Origin of the sequence: Flagellimonas rhodophyticola, from assembly GCF_049332665.1 — a bacterium.
Taxonomy (GTDB): domain Bacteria; phylum Bacteroidota; class Bacteroidia; order Flavobacteriales; family Flavobacteriaceae; genus Flagellimonas.
In genome coordinates, this window is record NZ_CP186326.1 from 1,868,795 (window position 1) to 1,884,830 (window position 16,036).

The window sequence follows — 16,036 nt, forward strand, 5'->3', positions numbered from 1 at the left end:
ATTGGAGATGAAGCTGATATGTATCGGTAGAAACTATACTGCCCATATTGAAGAATTGGAAAATGAAAAACCCAAAGAGCCTGTTGTTTTTATTAAACCAGATTCTGCAATTCTGCCTAAGGAGCAAGATTTTTATATTCCCGAATTTTCTAATGATGTTCATTATGAAGTAGAAGTCTTGGTCAAGATCAAAAAAGTTGGAAAACATATAACAAAACAATTCGCCCATACCTATTATGATGAAATCGGGCTTGGAATTGACTTCACGGCGAGGGATCTTCAGACGGAGTTAAAATCCAAAGGTTTACCCTGGGAAAAAGCAAAAGGATTTGATGGATCTGCGGTGGTGGGTAAGTGGTTACCAAAAACAAAGTACGAAAACCTTGACAAACTGGGTTTTTCCTTGTTAAAAAATGGGGAAAAAGTGCAAAACGGCAATACTTCCTTGATGTTGTGGAAGATAGACGAGCTTATCTCCTATGTATCTACCTATTTTATGCTCAAAAAGGGCGATATTTTGTTCACTGGGACACCCGCAGGGGTTGGTAAAGTTAGTCCAAATGATTACCTTTCAGGTACACTGGAAGGAGAAAATATGTTTGAAATTACTGTGAGATAATGATTTACAACCTCGACAAAGTAAATGAAATGGCAGAAGGCGATCAGGACTTTATAACCTCTGTGATTTCTGTATTTTTGGAAGAAGTCCCCGCTGATATGGAAGACCTTGAAAAGGCAATTGAAGCTCGGGATTATGAAAATGTATACAAGCTTGCCCATAAAATAAAACCAAATGTGGATTTATTAGGTATGGAGCAAACAAGAGCTACCGCGCTCGAAATAGAGACTCTTGGCAAAAACACCACTAGCATCGATGAGATTGAGAAGAAATTCCCTTTACTGAAAAAAGATGTACTTCAAGTGGTATCCGAGCTTAAAAAAGACTTTAATCTGTAAATGCAAGCTGAGATCATAACCATTGGGGATGAGATTCTCATTGGTCAGATTGTGGACTCCAATTCTGCATTTATCTCCAAGGAATTGAACAAGATAGGTGTTTCAGTATACCAAATTACATCGGTTCAAGATACTCGGGAGCACATTTTACAGGCCATGAAAGAGGCTGGGAATCGTTCTAGCCTTGTGATTATTACAGGAGGGTTGGGTCCAACCAAGGATGATGTAACCAAACATACGCTTTGCGATTTTTTTCATGATGAGTTGGTTATGAATAATGATGTGCTTTTACACATCGAAGAGTTATTCAAAAAATATATTTCCACACCAATTTCCGATTTAAACAGAAAGCAGGCATTAGTGCCATCAAAAGCAACCGTTTTACCCAATGCCCATGGAACTGCGCCAGGTATCTGGATGAAAAATGGGAACACTGTTTATGTGTCCTTGCCTGGAGTCCCGCTCGAAATGAAATATTTGATTCTGGACCATGTAGTCCCTAAAATTGTTAAGGAATATGAGCGCCCCCATATTTTGCACAAGACCATTCTTACACATGGTTTGGGAGAAAGCGCGATTGCAGGTAAAATTGAGACTTGGGAAGATAATCTGCCCGACTTCATAAAATTGGCTTATCTGCCTAATTTAGGTAGGGTTAGACTTCGTTTAACGGCCAAAGGTGATGACAAGGAAAAGCTGATAATGGCTGTCAGCAAAGAAGTTGAAAAGTTGTACCCGTTGATTGGTGATATTATTTATGGTGAAGAAGATGAAGATTCCATTGAAAGTCAGATAGGAAAGTTATTGACCAAAAAAAATATGACCATCGCAACCGCGGAAAGTTTTACGGGTGGCAAAATTGCACAACGCATCACTTCGGTTCCTGGAGCATCTGCCTATTTCAAAGGAAGCATGGTTAGCTATGCCACCGAGACCAAAATAGAGGTTTTAAATGTTCCGAAAGAAGTAATAGATAAGCACTCTGTTGTTAGTGAGGAAGTTGCCATCTCTATGGCGGAGAATGCACGAAAAATATTTAAGACTGACTTTTCCATTGCCACAACAGGCAATGCTGGTCCAACCAAAGGAGACTCAGATGCTGAGGTAGGTACGGTCTTTATTGCCATTAGCTCTGCAAGACGTACTTTTGCCACACAATTTACTATGGGAAACCATAGAGAGCGCATCGTTCAAAAGTCTGTAAACAAGGCGTTTGAGATGTTCGCAAAAGAAATTTCAAATTTCTAAAAAAGAATTTTGTGCATCCGATTAAATTGCCATAAATTTGCAGCCTCATTAAAATCACTCAAAAGTTAGGGAGATGTCTAAGATTTGTGAAGTAACAGGTAAAAAGGTGATGTTTGGAAACAATGTTTCCTTCTCTATCAATAAAACCAAAAGAAGATTCGATGTAAATATTTCTAAAAAGAGATTTTACATTCCTGAGGAAGACCGTTGGGTTACCCTTAACGTGTCAACAAGAGGTTTAAAGATCATCAACAAAAAAGGAATCTCAGCTGTTTTGAAGGAAATCAATTCCAAAAAATAGGTAGATAAGATTTTAAGTACGATACAATGGCAAAGAAAGGAAATAGAATTCAGGTTATTTTAGAGTGCACAGAGCACAAAGACTCTGGTATGCCCGGTACTTCAAGGTACATCACAACAAAGAACAAGAAAAATACGCCAGATAGGATGGAAATCAAGAAATTCAACCCTATCCTTAAGCGTATGACCATTCATAAAGAAATCAAGTAATAAAATAAGCCATGGCAAAGAAAACAGTAGCAACACTTCAGTCATCGTCAAAAAGATTGACCAAGGCCATCAAAATGGTAAAATCTCCAAAAACAGGAGCTTACACTTTTGTAGAATCAGTTATGGCGCCTGAAATGGTTAACGATTGGTTGAATAAGAAATAGTAGTATTCTACGAAAAGATCACAAGCCGCTTTATAAGCGGCTTTTTTTATGTCTTGTTCCGAAAACAAAGTTAAATTGGGTTTAACATAACTCCTCTTACTTTTCTATCTTTGAAGATTGATGACGAATGCGTATGAGCCTTTTTAAAAAAATATTTTCTTCAGACAAAAAAGAGACCTTGGATAAGGGTCTTGAAAAATCCAAGAACAGCTTTTTTGGAAAGTTAAGCAAAGCTGTGGCCGGAAAATCCAAGGTAGATGATGAGGTTTTGGATAATTTGGAAGAGGTTTTGGTTACCTCGGATGTGGGTGTAGAAACCACACTCAAGATAATTGAACGCATTGAAGAACGTGTTTCCAAGGACAAATATCTAGGGGCAGAGGAACTCAACACCATATTACGAGAGGAAATTGCGGGACTACTTTCCGAAACCCATGTCGGTGAAGATTCCGAGTTTACTGTTCCTTCCGATAAAAGACCTTACGTTATCATGGTTGTTGGTGTCAATGGAGTAGGGAAGACCACAACAATTGGAAAATTGGCAAATCAATTTAAAAACCAAGGACTCAAGGTGGTTTTAGGAGCAGGAGATACATTTAGAGCGGCTGCAATTGACCAACTGGAGGTTTGGGCCAAGCGGGTTGATGTGCCTATCATAAAGCAAAAAATGGGCAGTGATCCAGCTTCAGTGGCCTTTGATACCTTGAATTCTGCTGTGGCTGATAATGCCGATGTAGTACTCATTGATACCGCTGGGCGTTTGCATAACAAGGTCAATCTAATGAACGAACTTTCTAAAGTTAAGCGGGTAATGCAAAAAGTAGTGCCTGATGCTCCGCATGATGTACTATTGGTCTTGGATGGTTCAACAGGTCAAAATGCATTTGAACAGGCCAAACAATTCACTAAAGCAACTGAAGTAAGCAGTTTGGCCGTGACCAAATTGGATGGTACTGCAAAAGGAGGGGTTGTAATTGGAATCTCTGACCAATTTCAAATCCCAGTAAAATATATTGGAGTAGGTGAAGGGATTGAAGATCTCCAAGTTTTCAATAAGTACGAATTTGTAGATTCTTTCTTCAAAATATAGCATTCCCAAATCAAGCTTAAATAGCCAATTATTCCCTAAATTTAGTTCACCTATTGCAGAACTATGGGAAGACTACACCTTTTTGAATTTGAAGACCAAAAATGGTTTCCCAGTTTTTTACGCGACTATGGTACTGATTTTCTTCAGTTCTTATCCAACAAAGTCAAACTGTACAAACCTGTTGTCTCAGTCTTGGAACGGGGACTGCGGGCAAGCGGAACAAATACGATTGTCGATTTAGGTTCAGGGGGGGAGGAGGATTACTTTGGCTGAATTCTGAACTCATAAGGACCAATCCAAATCTAAAGATTGTTTTAACCGATTTCTACCCGAATCTAAGGGCTTTTGAATATACCCAAAAGCAAGCTGATAATTTTGAGTTTATAGCCACATCCATTGATGCTAGAAACGTACCGCAAAGCTTAAAAGGATTCCGAACACAATTCTTGTCATTGCATCATTTCAAACCAAAAGATGCCGGACAAATATTGCAGAATGCGTTAAATTCAAATAGCGTGATTGGCATTTTTGAAGGGCAAGAGCGAAGTATTCCAAGTATTCTGGCTATGCTTTTTTCTCCTATCTCTGTTTTATTGACTACCCCATTTATAAGACCCTTTAAGATAGGGAGACTCATTTTTACCTATCTCATACCCGTAGTTCCACTATTTGTGCTTTGGGATGGTATTGTTTCTTCTTTACGCACATATTCAGTCAAAGAAATGAATGCGTTGGTCGACCAACTGAACGATAAAGAATCCTTTGAATGGGAAATTAAAAGGGTTAAATCTGGTCCCGGGGTTATACTTTACCTTCTAGGCATACCAAAATCATGACGATAATACTATCTAATAACCTTAAAAGCTTAACCAATAAAATATGAAAAAACTACTTTTTTTTGTTTTAGTACTACTGGTGAATATCAGCTTTGCTAAAATATGGACACCCTCAATCCTTTCCGATAACATGGTTTTGCAGCAACAATCGAATGCAACTATTTGGGGGTGGACCACTGCCACCAATGAGACCATTACCATTATAGGTTCATGGAATAGTGAGGGGATTACAACCAAGGCATATCAAGGTGTTTGGTCTACAGAAATTCCAACACCTGCAGCTGGAGGGCCTTACACCATTACCATTAAGGGACATGAAGAACTTACAATCTCTAATGTTATGATTGGTGAAGTGTGGATAGCTTCAGGTCAATCTAACATGCAATGGACACCAAATATGGGTCTAGATAATGCTGAGGAAGAAGTGAAAAATGCTAACTATGCTGACATTCGTTTTTTCCAAGTACCGCAACGTAAATCCAATACCCCGCAGGATGATACGCCTGGGGAATGGGTTTCGTGCTCGCCTGAATCCATGCAGAACTTCAGTTCTGTCGCCTATTTCTTTGGGAAAAAATTGCATAAACAGATGTCAGTTCCTATTGGTTTGATAAGTTCTAATTGGGGAGGTACGCCAGTAGAAGTTTGGATTCCGAAAGGACGGATTTCACAAGATGAGGAGCTAAACGAAGCCTCAAAACAAATTTCGGAATTTGAATGGTGGCCACATCTGCCTGGAACCGCATATAATGGAATGATTCACCCACTTTTGAAGTTCAATATAGCTGGTGCCATTTGGTATCAGGGAGAATCAAATCGGGCCAATTCAAAGTCCTATTACAAATCATTTCCTTTGTTGATTGCATCCTGGAGGGAGCTCTGGAAAAAGGAATTCCCGTTTTATTTTGCCCAAATTGCTCCCTTTGATTACGAGAAGGATAAAAAAGATATCAAAGCCGCTATTGTCCGTGACGCGCAATTATTTACCATGCTGAATGTGCCAAATACTGGAATGGCGGTTACAAATGACATCGGAAACCTTAAAGATATACACCCTACAAATAAGCAAGAAGTGGGTAGACGATTGGCGCTATGGGCCTTAGCCAAAACCTATGGCGTTAAAGATGTAGCCTTCGCTGGACCGGTTTATAAGAGTATGGAGGTCAAAAGGAATAAAATAATATTGACTTTTGATTATGCTGAGGGTGGTTTAAAAGCGGATGGAAAAACGTTGGAAGAATTCTATATAGCTGGACTTGATAAGGAATTTTATAAGGCGAATGCAAGAATCAAGGGTAACACCGTTGAGGTATCCTCCTCTAAGGTTAAAGAACCAGTAGCGGTTCGTTTTGCCTTTTATGACAAGGCACTTCCCAATTTGTACAATGAATCCGGTTTGCCTGCATCGTCATTTAGAACGGATGATTGGGAAATAGTGCTGGAGTAATGGGATTTTTCTCAAACTGAATAAATAGAAACTATGATATTTCGTGTATTAATGTTGTTTTGTATAGTTGGTTTATGGCAAGGTAACGCTCAAATAAAACATCCTAAGGCAAGTCCCTTTTCGATGGTGGAACAAAATGTTGGTCTTTCCAAAATAATGGTGAAATACTCTCGTCCAGCAACAAAAGGCCGCCAAATTTTTGGAGATCTGGTACCTTATGGTAGAATTTGGAGAGTAGGGGCCAATGAAAGCACAAAAATTACCGTTGATTCGCATTTGAACGTTATGGGCAATGTCTTGGCTGTAGGGACCTATGCCCTATATGCTTTTCCCGAAGCCGATGAATGGCAAATAGTGTTTCATGAAAACACTACACATTGGGGTGATGGAAGAAAAAACTATAATCCAGAGGAAGATTTGTTTCGTATTTCGGTCAAGCCTCAAAAAATACCCTATCATCAAGAGAACTTTTTGATTTCTTTTGATTCAATCACCCATGATTCAGCAATTATGGAGTTGATTTGGGCCAATACCAAAGTGCAGATACCCTTTATGGTAGATACCAATTCCTTGATGGAATTGGAAATTGCCAAGCAGCTAAGAGAAAATCCTTCAGCGCAAACCTATTATGAAGCTGCACGCTACTTTCAAGAAAAGGGAACACAATATCAGCGTGCCCTTGAATACTTAAATAAAGCTTTGGAATTGGGTGGAGACACCTATTACTTTCATAGAGTGAAATCTTTGGTAGAAGCAAAGCTCGGCGATTATCAATCTGCAATAATATCCGCTAACAAATCTTTAAAAATCGCAGATGAATTAGGGAAAGATGAATTTGTTCGGATGAACAAGAAAAATATTCTTCGATGGAAAAAGGAATTAAAATAAAAAGAATCATGCATAGCAAAATTCTTCGCGTTGCTTTTGGCTATTCGTTGTTACTTTTCATGTTTCAGTCATGTCAATTTCTGGACAAGAAAAAGGAATCAGATCCAATAAATGAATCTCCTACGGAGTCTTTTGAAAGTGATATTAACGAAGAAAAAAAAGAAGAACCGCTTTGGACGCCCTACGATGATTCCGCTGAAGTTGCGCAGAATACCGATCATGAAAAGGAACGAATGCGATACAAATTCATTCAATCCAAAGTATTGGATAAGAACACGGTTTTTGAAGAATTACATAGGGACGTTTCTGAGTTTCCCAAGGAAAGGTATGAAATGATGAAGCCTTTGGTTTTGGAACAGGATATTCCAACTATTCAAAAACATATTGCGGAGGGAGCATTCACCTATGTTGACCTAACCCTTTTTTATCTGCATCGAATATATCATTATGAACTGCCCAATGAAACCACATTGAATACAGTTATCGCGCTGAATCCAAATGTCTTGGAAGAGGCTAAAGCTTTAGATAGCACTGCTGAAGGTCATCACCCCATATATGGAATGCCCATACTATTGAAGGACAATATTGGCACTTTAGAAATGAATACCACTGCGGGTTCAATCGCTTTGAAAGAAAATCATACCGATGACGCTTTTGTGGTAACGCAACTTAAAGCAAATGGCGCATTGATTCTGGGGAAAGTGAACTTGAGTGAGTGGGCCAATTTTATTTGTGAATGCCCTAATGGGCAAAGTGCAATAGGAGGACAGACGTTAAACCCTTACGGACGACGAATTTTTGATACTGGTGGTTCAAGTGCGGGCAGTGGAACTTCTGTTGCCGCTAATTATGCGGTAGCCGCGGTGGGTACGGAAACATCGGGTTCCATATTATCCCCTTCTGGACAAAATTCGGTTGTAGGTATGAAACCTACCATTGGGCTTTTAAGTCGTACTGGAATCGTTCCCATTTCCAGCACCTTGGATACCCCTGGTCCTATGACCAAAAATGTTATCGACAATGGTATTCTGTTGGATGCCATGCGTGGTTTTGATATCGATGATGAGAAATCAGTACAGGCAAATTGGGAAGCGGAATGGTATACCGAGGAGACAACCCTAAAAGGCAAAAGATTTGGTGCGTTCAAAAATTATATGGAAAGTGATACCGTCTATAAGGAGACAATGGATAGACTAAAAGCCGCCGGAGCGACTATAGTTGAATTTGAACCTCCAGAAGTAGATTTCAATGGCTTTTTGTCAATTTTGAATATAGACATGAAAAATGATTTACCACTCTATATCGAAACGCAAACAAAAGATAAGGAATTGGTGCAGGTTAGGAATGTTCGCGAAGTTGTAGAATTCAATTTAAAAGATAGTACAGTCAGAATTCCATATGGACAAGCACGTTTTGATGGTATTTTGGCCGATACTACTTCGACGAGTGGATTAAAATTGATTAAGCAACGATTAAAAACCAACGGTCGTACGTATTTTAATACTCCATTAAATGAACATCGTTTGGATGCCATTTTGTCCATCAATAATTATGATGCTGGAGCCGCCGCTGCCGCCGAATTTCCAGCGCTGACTATTCCTATGGGATATAAAGATTCTGGAGAACCAGTGAATTTGACCTTTATCGCAAAACAATATCAGGAAGGAAAATTGTATGCATTAGGAAAGGCATTTGAAACTATTACCAAAGCACGAAAGATTCCTGAAAATTTCAGTGATTAGTTGATAAAATCACTGATTTTTTCCCAAAGAAGATTATCAAAACTTGAGGGACCCAATAGATTTTCACCGGCATCCTCTCCCATGCGCACTATAACCAAACCTTCGCTATGGATAATGTACAGTTTTTGATCATCTCTGCCTAGTCCAGCGTAGGTGTCAGCAGGGGCATTGGGAATTAGTTCTCCCTGAAATTCCGTCTGGGATGATGGGGCTCGATAGCTCGATTTTCCATTTAGCCACCACAAATACCCATAAGACTTATTTAGGTTTTGGGAAGTGTTCTTCATTGCATTCTGGTAGTTGCTATCTCCTAGAATAACCTCGTTGTTCCAAACTCCGTTGTTTAAGTTTAGTAAACCGAAACGCGCCATACTGCGAGCAGTGCTAAAGAAGACATTGTTCAAGTTATTCGTAGATAGCCAAAAACCATCCATTCCTATTTTATCGCGTAGCTGAGCATTGAAATAATCCGTCCATTCCATCTCCGTCGCATTTGAAACCACTTTTTGCAAAAGGGTGTACGGGCCATTATGATATGCCCACCGAGAACCTGCATCGGCCACATAGCTTAAACAGTCAGGGGTGACACAATCAAAAAATAAAGCGTTCATACCTGATGTCATGGTCAGTTGGTGCCAAATTGTGATTAAGTTTTCCTTTTCTAGTGGGGTACTCGTCCATCCCTCACTTAAATAATTGGAAGTTTTGTCCTGTATGTCCAAATGGTTTTCCTCTTGGGCAATACCAACAGTGAAAGCGGTTAAGGTTTTTCCTGCTGATGCCCAATACCAGCTCGTATTTTGAGTATGGTCATCAAAATACCATTCCACTACTATTTTACCATCTTTAAGAATAATGAAAGCTTTGGTCTGTTTTTCATCCAGAAAGTTGAACAAATCTTGTTCAGCGGCCAAATCCCACCCTAATGTAGAAGCTTCAATGGTTTCCCATTCTGGGGATTGTGAAGGCGGAAAATATAGATTGGACGGACTTGGCAAGTCTATACCTTCATTGTCTCCAGGTGAAGATTCCGATGAGCAGCTGCAACATAAAACAGCTGCAATAAGAATGAAGGTGAGTAGCTTTTTCATAATCCGACTTTTATTGGACAAGTTTGCCCTCTAAAGGTTTAACGTTGGGTTTAGAAAAATATTCAGTGAAATCGATGTAATGCCCTGGCATGTTGTATTTTTGCACCCCACTTATAGCAATATGCGTACGAAATCTCTTAAAAAGAACAAAATTAACGTGGTTACCTTGGGTTGTAGCAAAAATGTTTACGATTCAGAGGTGCTCATGGGACAATTAAAGGCCAACAATAAAGATGTGGCTCATGAGGAAGAAGGAAATGTTGTGGTAATCAATACTTGCGGATTTATTGCTAATGCAAAGGAGGAGAGCGTAAATACTATTTTGGAATACGTTCAGAAAAAGGAAGCAGGCGATGTGGATAAAGTTTTTGTCACAGGTTGTTTGAGCGAACGCTATAAACCTGATTTGGAAAAAGAGATTCCAAATGTGGATGAATATTTTGGGACTACGGACCTTCCGAATTTGTTAAAAGCTTTAGGAGCAGATTACAAGCATGAATTGATTGGAGAGCGATTGACGACGACTCCAAAAAACTATGCTTATTTAAAGATTGCCGAAGGATGCGATAGACCCTGTTCTTTTTGTGCAATTCCCTTGATGCGTGGCAAACATAAAAGTAAGCCTATTGAAGAGTTGGTGGAAGAATCGGAGAAATTGGCCGCCAAGGGAGTAAAAGAATTGATTTTGATCGCCCAAGACCTCACATATTACGGATTGGACCTCTACAAAAAGAGAAACTTGGCCGAATTACTTCAAAAACTAACGAAGGTTGAAGGTATTGAATGGATTCGTTTGCATTATGCCTTTCCGACTGGTTTTCCAATGGATGTTTTGGAGGTGATGAAGAAAGAGCCGAAGGTTTGCAATTATATTGACATTCCGCTTCAGCATATTTCAGATTCCATATTAAAAAGTATGCGAAGGGGTACAACCAAGGAAAAGACAACCAAGTTGTTGGAAGATTTTAGAATCGCGGTTCCAGAGATGGCAATACGTACGACATTGATTGTGGGATACCCTGGAGAAACAGAGGAGGACTTCCAAATTTTAAAAGAATGGGTAAAAGAGATGCGTTTTGAACGTTTAGGATGCTTTACCTACAGCCATGAAGAAAATACACATGCATATTCCCTCCAGGACGATGTCCCTGAAGAGGTAAAACAACAGAGAGCCAATGAGATCATGGAAGTTCAGTCCCAAATTTCATGGGAACTCAACCAAGAAAAAATTGGAAAGACTTATAAATGCATTGTTGATCGCAAAGAAGGTGACCATTTTGTAGCTCGCACAGAATTTGACTCTCCCGATGTAGACAATGAAGTGCTTATCGATGCAACACAGCACTACGTGAAGGTTGGTGGATTTACCAACATTGAAATTGTAGAAGCATCTGATTTTGACCTGTACGGAATACCCGTTCAATCTTAATTTATTTTTTGATACATATTTGACAAATGTCATAGTGCTGCTTTTCAGTTTGTTGTAGCTTTGGTTTATTGAGTACAAATCAAAAACACCAAATTATGGTCACCACAGCACACGACCGTAAGGTCAAAATCAGCATTACACTATTAAGAGTTTTAATAGGATGGCACTTCCTATATGAGGGCATTGTAAAGCTGTATAATCCAGAATGGACTTCATTTGGATATTTAGCCTCAGCCCAGGGACCTTTCAAGTCCATTTTTTATTCCTTAACAGCACCTTCTATTATCGATTGGGTAGATAACTTGAATGTGACCGCACTTTTGGTTGTGGGCATTACATTTTTGCTTGGAATTTTTGAAAAGAAAGGAGCGTTGGTGGGAATTTGCCTTTTAGGCCTGTACTATCTGGCCCATCCCTCGTTTCCTGGAATTCAGCAGATTAATGTCGAGGGCAATTACTGGTTGGTAAACAAAAACTTAATTGAGCTGGTGGCTTGTATTGTAATTTACAATTACCCGACCGCTCGATTTTTTGGACTTGGTCTTTTCCGCAAACGAAAATTAATTAAAAAATAAAACGATGAACTGGACAAGAAGAGATTTATTGAAAGGTTTAGGTGGACTTCCCATTCTAGGTGCGGTCTGGTGGGCCGGAGCTGCTTCTGTGGTAAACCGCAAGAAGAAAAGAGCCGAAATTTTAAATCAATTAAACATTAGTCCATCCTTACCAAAGGCTGTCCCAGGAATTGGTGGCGACCCGATTAGAATTGGGATTATAGGTTTCGGCATTAGGGGAGAGCAACTTTGCAGGTCTTTGGGTTTTGCAACGGAGGAATGGAAGGAAGAAATGCGAATGGTCGCTCAAGAAGACCCCAATAACAGAGCATTGGAAGATTTTTTAAGACAAGATAAGCTCAATGTGAGTTTGAGCGGTGTCTGTGACGTTTTTGATGTAAGGGCAGAAAAAGCATTAAGGTCATTTTCAACTCCTGATAATAAAATCAAAAGATATGCAACGTATAGTGAAATGGTCCATAGCGGAGATGTAGATGCGGTCGTTATAGCAACACCAGATCATTGGCATGCTCCGATGGCCATTGAAGCTTTGAACAATAATATACATGTCTACGTAGAAAAACCAATGACCCATACCATTGAAGAAACCTATGAACTACGGGAAGCTGCCAAAAAGTCCAAGGCCACATTGCAAATAGGACATCAGCATAGACAGACCTTGAGCTTTAGGACAGCAAAAGATATCGTTGAAAAAGGAATTTTAGGTCATGTATCACTTATTCAGACCAATACCAATAGGAATGATGACAATGGTGCTTGGAATTATGATATCCATAATCAGGCAAGCGCCCAGACCATTGATTGGGAACAATTTTTAGGTTCTGCACCCAAGATTCCGTTTAACAAAAATCATTTTTTTAGGTGGCGTAAATGGTGGGCTTATGGTTCCGGGCTTTCCGGAGATCTTTTAACCCATGACTATGATAGATTGAATTGTGTGCTTAACATGGGTATCCCAGATACCGTATCGGCTTCTGGCGGCATTTACACCCATAATGACGGCCGAAATGTACCCGATGTACTTCAAGTAAATATGGAATTTCCTAGATTTTCAACTGGGAGCAGTCAAGTTGAAGGAAAAGAGCAAGGGATGACATTTTGTTATAGTGCTTCCCTGGGAAATTCATTTAATAGACCGACGATATTGATGGGCCATGACGCAACGATGGAACTTGGCAACAAACTTACAATTTGGCCGGATATGGCGTCAACCAAGTATGCTGATATGTTGGAAGGGGAGAAACTGAGACCGAATATTCCAATGTATCAATATAATCCCGCGGCAAACGTTCCTGATGCTGTATCATCAGCTACTTCACAATATTTTGCCGATAAAGGTCTAATGTGGACTTATATTGACGGGGTTAGGGTCGATTCTACTTTTTTGCATATGAGGGAATGGCTAAGTGTCATCAAAAATGGTGGAAAATTAAGTTGTGGAATCAAAGAAGGGTTTGAAGAGGCAATATCGGCGCATATGGCTGGATTGTCGTGGAAAACGGGAAGAAAAATTGAATGGGATGCTGAAAATGAGGTGCTCAAACCGATAGCAGGAATAAATTTTGACGAGGTTTTGCTTTTTAATGGAAAATGGAAAGAATCTTCAGAAAATCTGGAAGTTTAATGGACTACATGTTCACAAACTCATAACCGGATAAAGGAATGTTTCTTAAATCAAATTCAGTTTCATTGAGCAATATGCCATGTTCCAAAAAAGCTTTTAGATTCGTCAGCCAAAATGTCCAGCCATTGCTGCAACCATGATGGATGTTTAGCTTACTTTCCTCATCTGTGGATATTTCGTATTGTTTTAAAACGAGCAGCACGGCAGTCTCATGATTTTCCAGGGAAACGGAAACCTTGCTGTCTGCAAAGGAGATTTCCAAAAAATCTGTTCCATTCGCCTTCAAGACCTTTCCGGCTTCTATTCCGTCCCAATTATGCCATTTCCAGGTGTAATTATCTCCAGATTGAATGTTTTCATCCAAAGCGCGCTTTTTTCCGGTATCCGAAACGTAGTTCGCCTCGCTCAAAAACCATGAGGTAATGCCTGCCGAAGTACCCCAGCACCAATACAATTTTTCCATTGGGGCTTTGATAAAGACTTTTTTAGTGAAACAATCAAAAGTTAGTTTTTCCATCATTTGCGATTTAATTCATATTGATATAACTCCCTGCCGAGTTGGGCAAGAAAAGGAATTCCGATTTCATCGTATTCGTAGACGTTATCATTAAAAATACCATCCTTGTTTACGAGAATGGTGGCAGTAACCATGAAATCGACATTATTTTTCTCGTCTTGTATGTAGGCACAATCCGTTAGGGTACCATAGGCGTAGCCTACTTTGTTGTAAACTTTAATATGTTCTGGTATAGGTTCCATTGAATCACCGAACATCAAGAATTTAACATAACTGTCATAATATTCCTCAGAATCATAACCCAGCTGTTGTGGTAGGCTGTGCATGGCATCCAACAAAAATTGATGTTGTGAAGCACTTAGGTTAAACCGTTCTTCTGTTTGAAAAGCTTTTGGAAAAATAATGCGCTTTAACAAGGCATGCTGTGCTTCAACCGGATAGTAGTTTTTCATTGAAAAGTCGAATGGCCCCGTTTGCATCTCATCGTCAGCATAAAAACCTTCCCCTTTTTCAATCTTTTTCAATTGAAGTGCTTTTTGATAGGTATTGATAATTGGCTTGCTCGTTGCGGTGGTAGAATCATTTATATAAATGATGAGTGGTTTCGTGGTCACATTATCTGCATCAGGTGCGGAAAGACGATGAGCTATCCGGATGGGATTTACCCCTTTTGCCGACATCCTCGTATTCAGTGCATCCTGACCTAAAAATTCAATCAATCTGTTGTTGGCAGCATTATCCGATACTGAAAATATCTCCGAAATGGCATTTGCAAACGTTGTTTCGATTGAATCCCCTTCAATATAAAAACGAGTGTCCAAGTTGAGCGAGTCAATTTCATTCAGTTTTTCCAGTGCAGCTACTGCTGCCGGAAATTTGACGGTGCTGGCGGGGTAGAAGTAATTGTCACTATCCACTTGAAAATCAAAATCAGTGAATTGGACACTGTCATTTTTACGATCAATCTGAGTATAGCGAATCTGCACTTCATATTGGTCCACACTATCCATGACTTTTCGAATCAAAGGACTTTCCGAAGCCAATGCACTTTTCAAGGGGTTTGATGTTGTTTTTTGTTGACACCCAGTAAAAAAGATAGTTGCAATTAGAATAAAAATGGACTTAGGTGCCTTCATTTATTGATATCAAAATCATCTAAATAAACTTCCCCTCTTTGAGGTTTGAGAATTTCACGAGTCTCTTCCATTTCAAATTCAGCAACTACCATATAGGCGATGCTATGGCTGTCACTGAAATGGTGCACTCCAGTAATATCAAATTTCAACTCCTCAATCACTATGAATTCTTCAAGATGAGTCCTATAGTGTTCTGCGGTCCTGGCGGCCCTGGGACCTCTAAAATCCCATATCAACTTTATTTTTCTATCCAATAGTTTTGTCATGGCGCTAGGTGTTTAGTACCGATGTGCCTTGTTCTGCAAAAGCTTTAAAGTCCTCCAAGTACTTATAGGATTGCTTTTTAAAGGCTCCCGGCATTAAAAAGGCAATAACTTTCATACCAAATCCCGAAAACTGAAATTCACTCTCCGAAACCCATCTTGTTTTTCCGTTTTCTTCCTTGAAGTAGTTTTTCTGAATATTATGGACTCCTTTGGTATCGTAAGTGGTATGCAATTCCTCCGGAAGGTTTCGCTTCAATATGGTTTCAACCATATCAAATTCACGTTTCCCCATTTTGTACTGTAAACGCATTTGAGCTCCTTCTTGAGTTGGATTTTCGGATAGTAACTCGAAGTCGACCAACCCGCGTTGCCAGTGTTTCATGTTTTCAGGTTCATCCAGTTTTTTTAGAAACTCATCGCGAGGAAGGTCAATGACTATTTCTGTGATATATTTCATTTTGGCCGGTTTTCCACTAATGTAATAATTTATGTTGTTAGTAGGTGCAGCTACTAAAA

Annotated in this window: 20 protein-coding genes; 15 read left to right on the forward strand and 5 right to left on the reverse strand. The window is 39.5% G+C overall.

Annotated features, from left to right (window positions below):
• Positions 1 to 7: 7 nt before the first annotated feature.
• The 12 genes from ACOKFG_RS08365 to ACOKFG_RS08420 all read left to right on the forward strand — a co-directional run bounded on the left by ACOKFG_RS08365 (position 8) and on the right by ACOKFG_RS08420 (position 8,882).
• The gene (locus ACOKFG_RS08365) at positions 8 to 619 is read left to right on the forward strand and encodes a fumarylacetoacetate hydrolase family protein (RefSeq protein WP_299175782.1); all 612 of its coding nucleotides are present in this window, start codon (positions 8 to 10) and stop codon (positions 617 to 619) included.
• Positions 619 to 957: an Hpt domain-containing protein gene (locus tag ACOKFG_RS08370; protein ID WP_298794787.1), complete on the forward strand. Its 339-nt coding sequence runs from the start codon at positions 619 to 621 to the stop codon at positions 955 to 957. The genes ACOKFG_RS08365 and ACOKFG_RS08370 overlap by 1 nt, the downstream gene beginning before the upstream one ends.
• Positions 958 to 2,205 carry a competence/damage-inducible protein A gene (locus tag ACOKFG_RS08375; RefSeq protein WP_422861058.1) on the forward strand — a complete coding sequence of 416 codons (1,248 nt, stop codon included), beginning with the start codon at positions 958 to 960 and terminating at the stop codon, positions 2,203 to 2,205. It abuts the gene before it with no gap.
• Positions 2,206 to 2,278: 73 nt separating this feature from the next.
• A complete protein-coding gene (gene rpmB / locus ACOKFG_RS08380) occupies positions 2,279 to 2,506 on the forward strand; it encodes a 50S ribosomal protein L28 (protein WP_298794789.1) in 228 nt (75 codons plus the stop codon).
• 26 nt (positions 2,507 to 2,532) lie between these two features.
• Complete coding sequence (rpmG, locus tag ACOKFG_RS08385; protein WP_073181589.1) at positions 2,533 to 2,715, forward strand: 50S ribosomal protein L33; 183 nt, start codon at positions 2,533 to 2,535, stop codon at positions 2,713 to 2,715.
• A gap of 11 nt (positions 2,716 to 2,726) precedes the next feature.
• A complete protein-coding gene (locus ACOKFG_RS08390; RefSeq protein WP_090299557.1) occupies positions 2,727 to 2,879 on the forward strand; it encodes a DUF4295 domain-containing protein in 153 nt (50 codons plus the stop codon).
• A gap of 133 nt (positions 2,880 to 3,012) precedes the next feature.
• Entirely contained in the window at positions 3,013 to 3,969 is a 957-nt protein-coding gene (ftsY, locus tag ACOKFG_RS08395) for a signal recognition particle-docking protein FtsY (protein ID WP_422861059.1), read from the forward strand.
• A 63-nt stretch (positions 3,970 to 4,032) separates the two neighbouring features.
• Positions 4,033 to 4,242: a hypothetical protein gene (locus ACOKFG_RS08400; protein WP_422861060.1), complete on the forward strand. Its 210-nt coding sequence runs from the start codon at positions 4,033 to 4,035 to the stop codon at positions 4,240 to 4,242.
• A gap of 242 nt (positions 4,243 to 4,484) precedes the next feature.
• A complete protein-coding gene (locus tag ACOKFG_RS08405) occupies positions 4,485 to 4,805 on the forward strand; it encodes a hypothetical protein (protein WP_422861061.1) in 321 nt (106 codons plus the stop codon).
• Positions 4,806 to 4,848: 43 nt separating this feature from the next.
• The gene (locus ACOKFG_RS08410) at positions 4,849 to 6,252 is read left to right on the forward strand and encodes a sialate O-acetylesterase (protein ID WP_422861062.1); all 1,404 of its coding nucleotides are present in this window, start codon (positions 4,849 to 4,851) and stop codon (positions 6,250 to 6,252) included.
• Positions 6,253 to 6,375: 123 nt separating this feature from the next.
• The gene (locus ACOKFG_RS08415; RefSeq protein WP_422861063.1) at positions 6,376 to 7,140 is read left to right on the forward strand and encodes a DUF2911 domain-containing protein; all 765 of its coding nucleotides are present in this window, start codon (positions 6,376 to 6,378) and stop codon (positions 7,138 to 7,140) included.
• Complete coding sequence (locus ACOKFG_RS08420) at positions 7,119 to 8,882, forward strand: amidase family protein (RefSeq protein ID WP_422861064.1); 1,764 nt, start codon at positions 7,119 to 7,121, stop codon at positions 8,880 to 8,882. The genes ACOKFG_RS08415 and ACOKFG_RS08420 overlap by 22 nt, the downstream gene beginning before the upstream one ends.
• Here the strand turns inward: ACOKFG_RS08420 and ACOKFG_RS08425 are convergent.
• A complete protein-coding gene (locus tag ACOKFG_RS08425) occupies positions 8,879 to 9,973 on the reverse strand; it encodes a serine hydrolase domain-containing protein (RefSeq protein WP_422861065.1) in 1,095 nt (364 codons plus the stop codon). The genes ACOKFG_RS08420 and ACOKFG_RS08425 overlap by 4 nt on opposite strands.
• 121 nt (positions 9,974 to 10,094) lie before the next feature.
• Here ACOKFG_RS08425 and rimO point away from each other — a divergent pair, with 121 nt between their 5' ends.
• The 3 genes from rimO (at position 10,095) to ACOKFG_RS08440 (ending at position 13,601) form a co-directional block, all read left to right on the forward strand.
• The gene (gene rimO, locus ACOKFG_RS08430; RefSeq protein ID WP_422861066.1) at positions 10,095 to 11,402 is read left to right on the forward strand and encodes a 30S ribosomal protein S12 methylthiotransferase RimO; all 1,308 of its coding nucleotides are present in this window, start codon (positions 10,095 to 10,097) and stop codon (positions 11,400 to 11,402) included.
• Positions 11,403 to 11,497: 95 nt separating this feature from the next.
• Positions 11,498 to 11,977, forward strand: a complete 480-nt coding sequence (locus tag ACOKFG_RS08435; protein WP_422861067.1) for a DoxX family membrane protein — start codon at positions 11,498 to 11,500, stop codon at positions 11,975 to 11,977.
• Between the two features lie 4 nt (positions 11,978 to 11,981).
• Positions 11,982 to 13,601, forward strand: a complete 1,620-nt coding sequence (locus ACOKFG_RS08440) for a Gfo/Idh/MocA family protein (protein ID WP_422861068.1) — start codon at positions 11,982 to 11,984, stop codon at positions 13,599 to 13,601.
• Positions 13,602 to 13,605: 4 nt separating this feature from the next.
• On the opposite strand, the gene ACOKFG_RS08445 is transcribed toward ACOKFG_RS08440, so the two are convergent.
• Genes ACOKFG_RS08445 through ACOKFG_RS08460 form a run of 4 tightly spaced genes read right to left on the reverse strand, consistent with a single transcriptional unit; the run spans position 13,606 to position 15,977 of the window.
• On the reverse strand, positions 13,606 to 14,121 hold the full coding sequence (locus ACOKFG_RS08445) for an SRPBCC family protein (protein WP_422861069.1): 516 nt from the start codon (positions 14,119 to 14,121) through the stop codon (positions 13,606 to 13,608).
• Complete coding sequence (locus ACOKFG_RS08450) at positions 14,118 to 15,254, reverse strand: serine hydrolase (protein ID WP_422861070.1); 1,137 nt, start codon at positions 15,252 to 15,254, stop codon at positions 14,118 to 14,120. Before ACOKFG_RS08450 ends, ACOKFG_RS08445 begins: the two co-directional genes overlap by 4 nt.
• Entirely contained in the window at positions 15,251 to 15,520 is a 270-nt protein-coding gene (locus ACOKFG_RS08455) for a hypothetical protein (protein ID WP_299175762.1), read from the reverse strand. The genes ACOKFG_RS08450 and ACOKFG_RS08455 overlap by 4 nt, the downstream gene beginning before the upstream one ends.
• Before the next feature lie 4 nt (positions 15,521 to 15,524).
• The gene (locus ACOKFG_RS08460) at positions 15,525 to 15,977 is read right to left on the reverse strand and encodes an SRPBCC family protein (RefSeq protein ID WP_422861071.1); all 453 of its coding nucleotides are present in this window, start codon (positions 15,975 to 15,977) and stop codon (positions 15,525 to 15,527) included.
• Between the last annotated feature and the right edge of the window lie 59 nt (positions 15,978 to 16,036).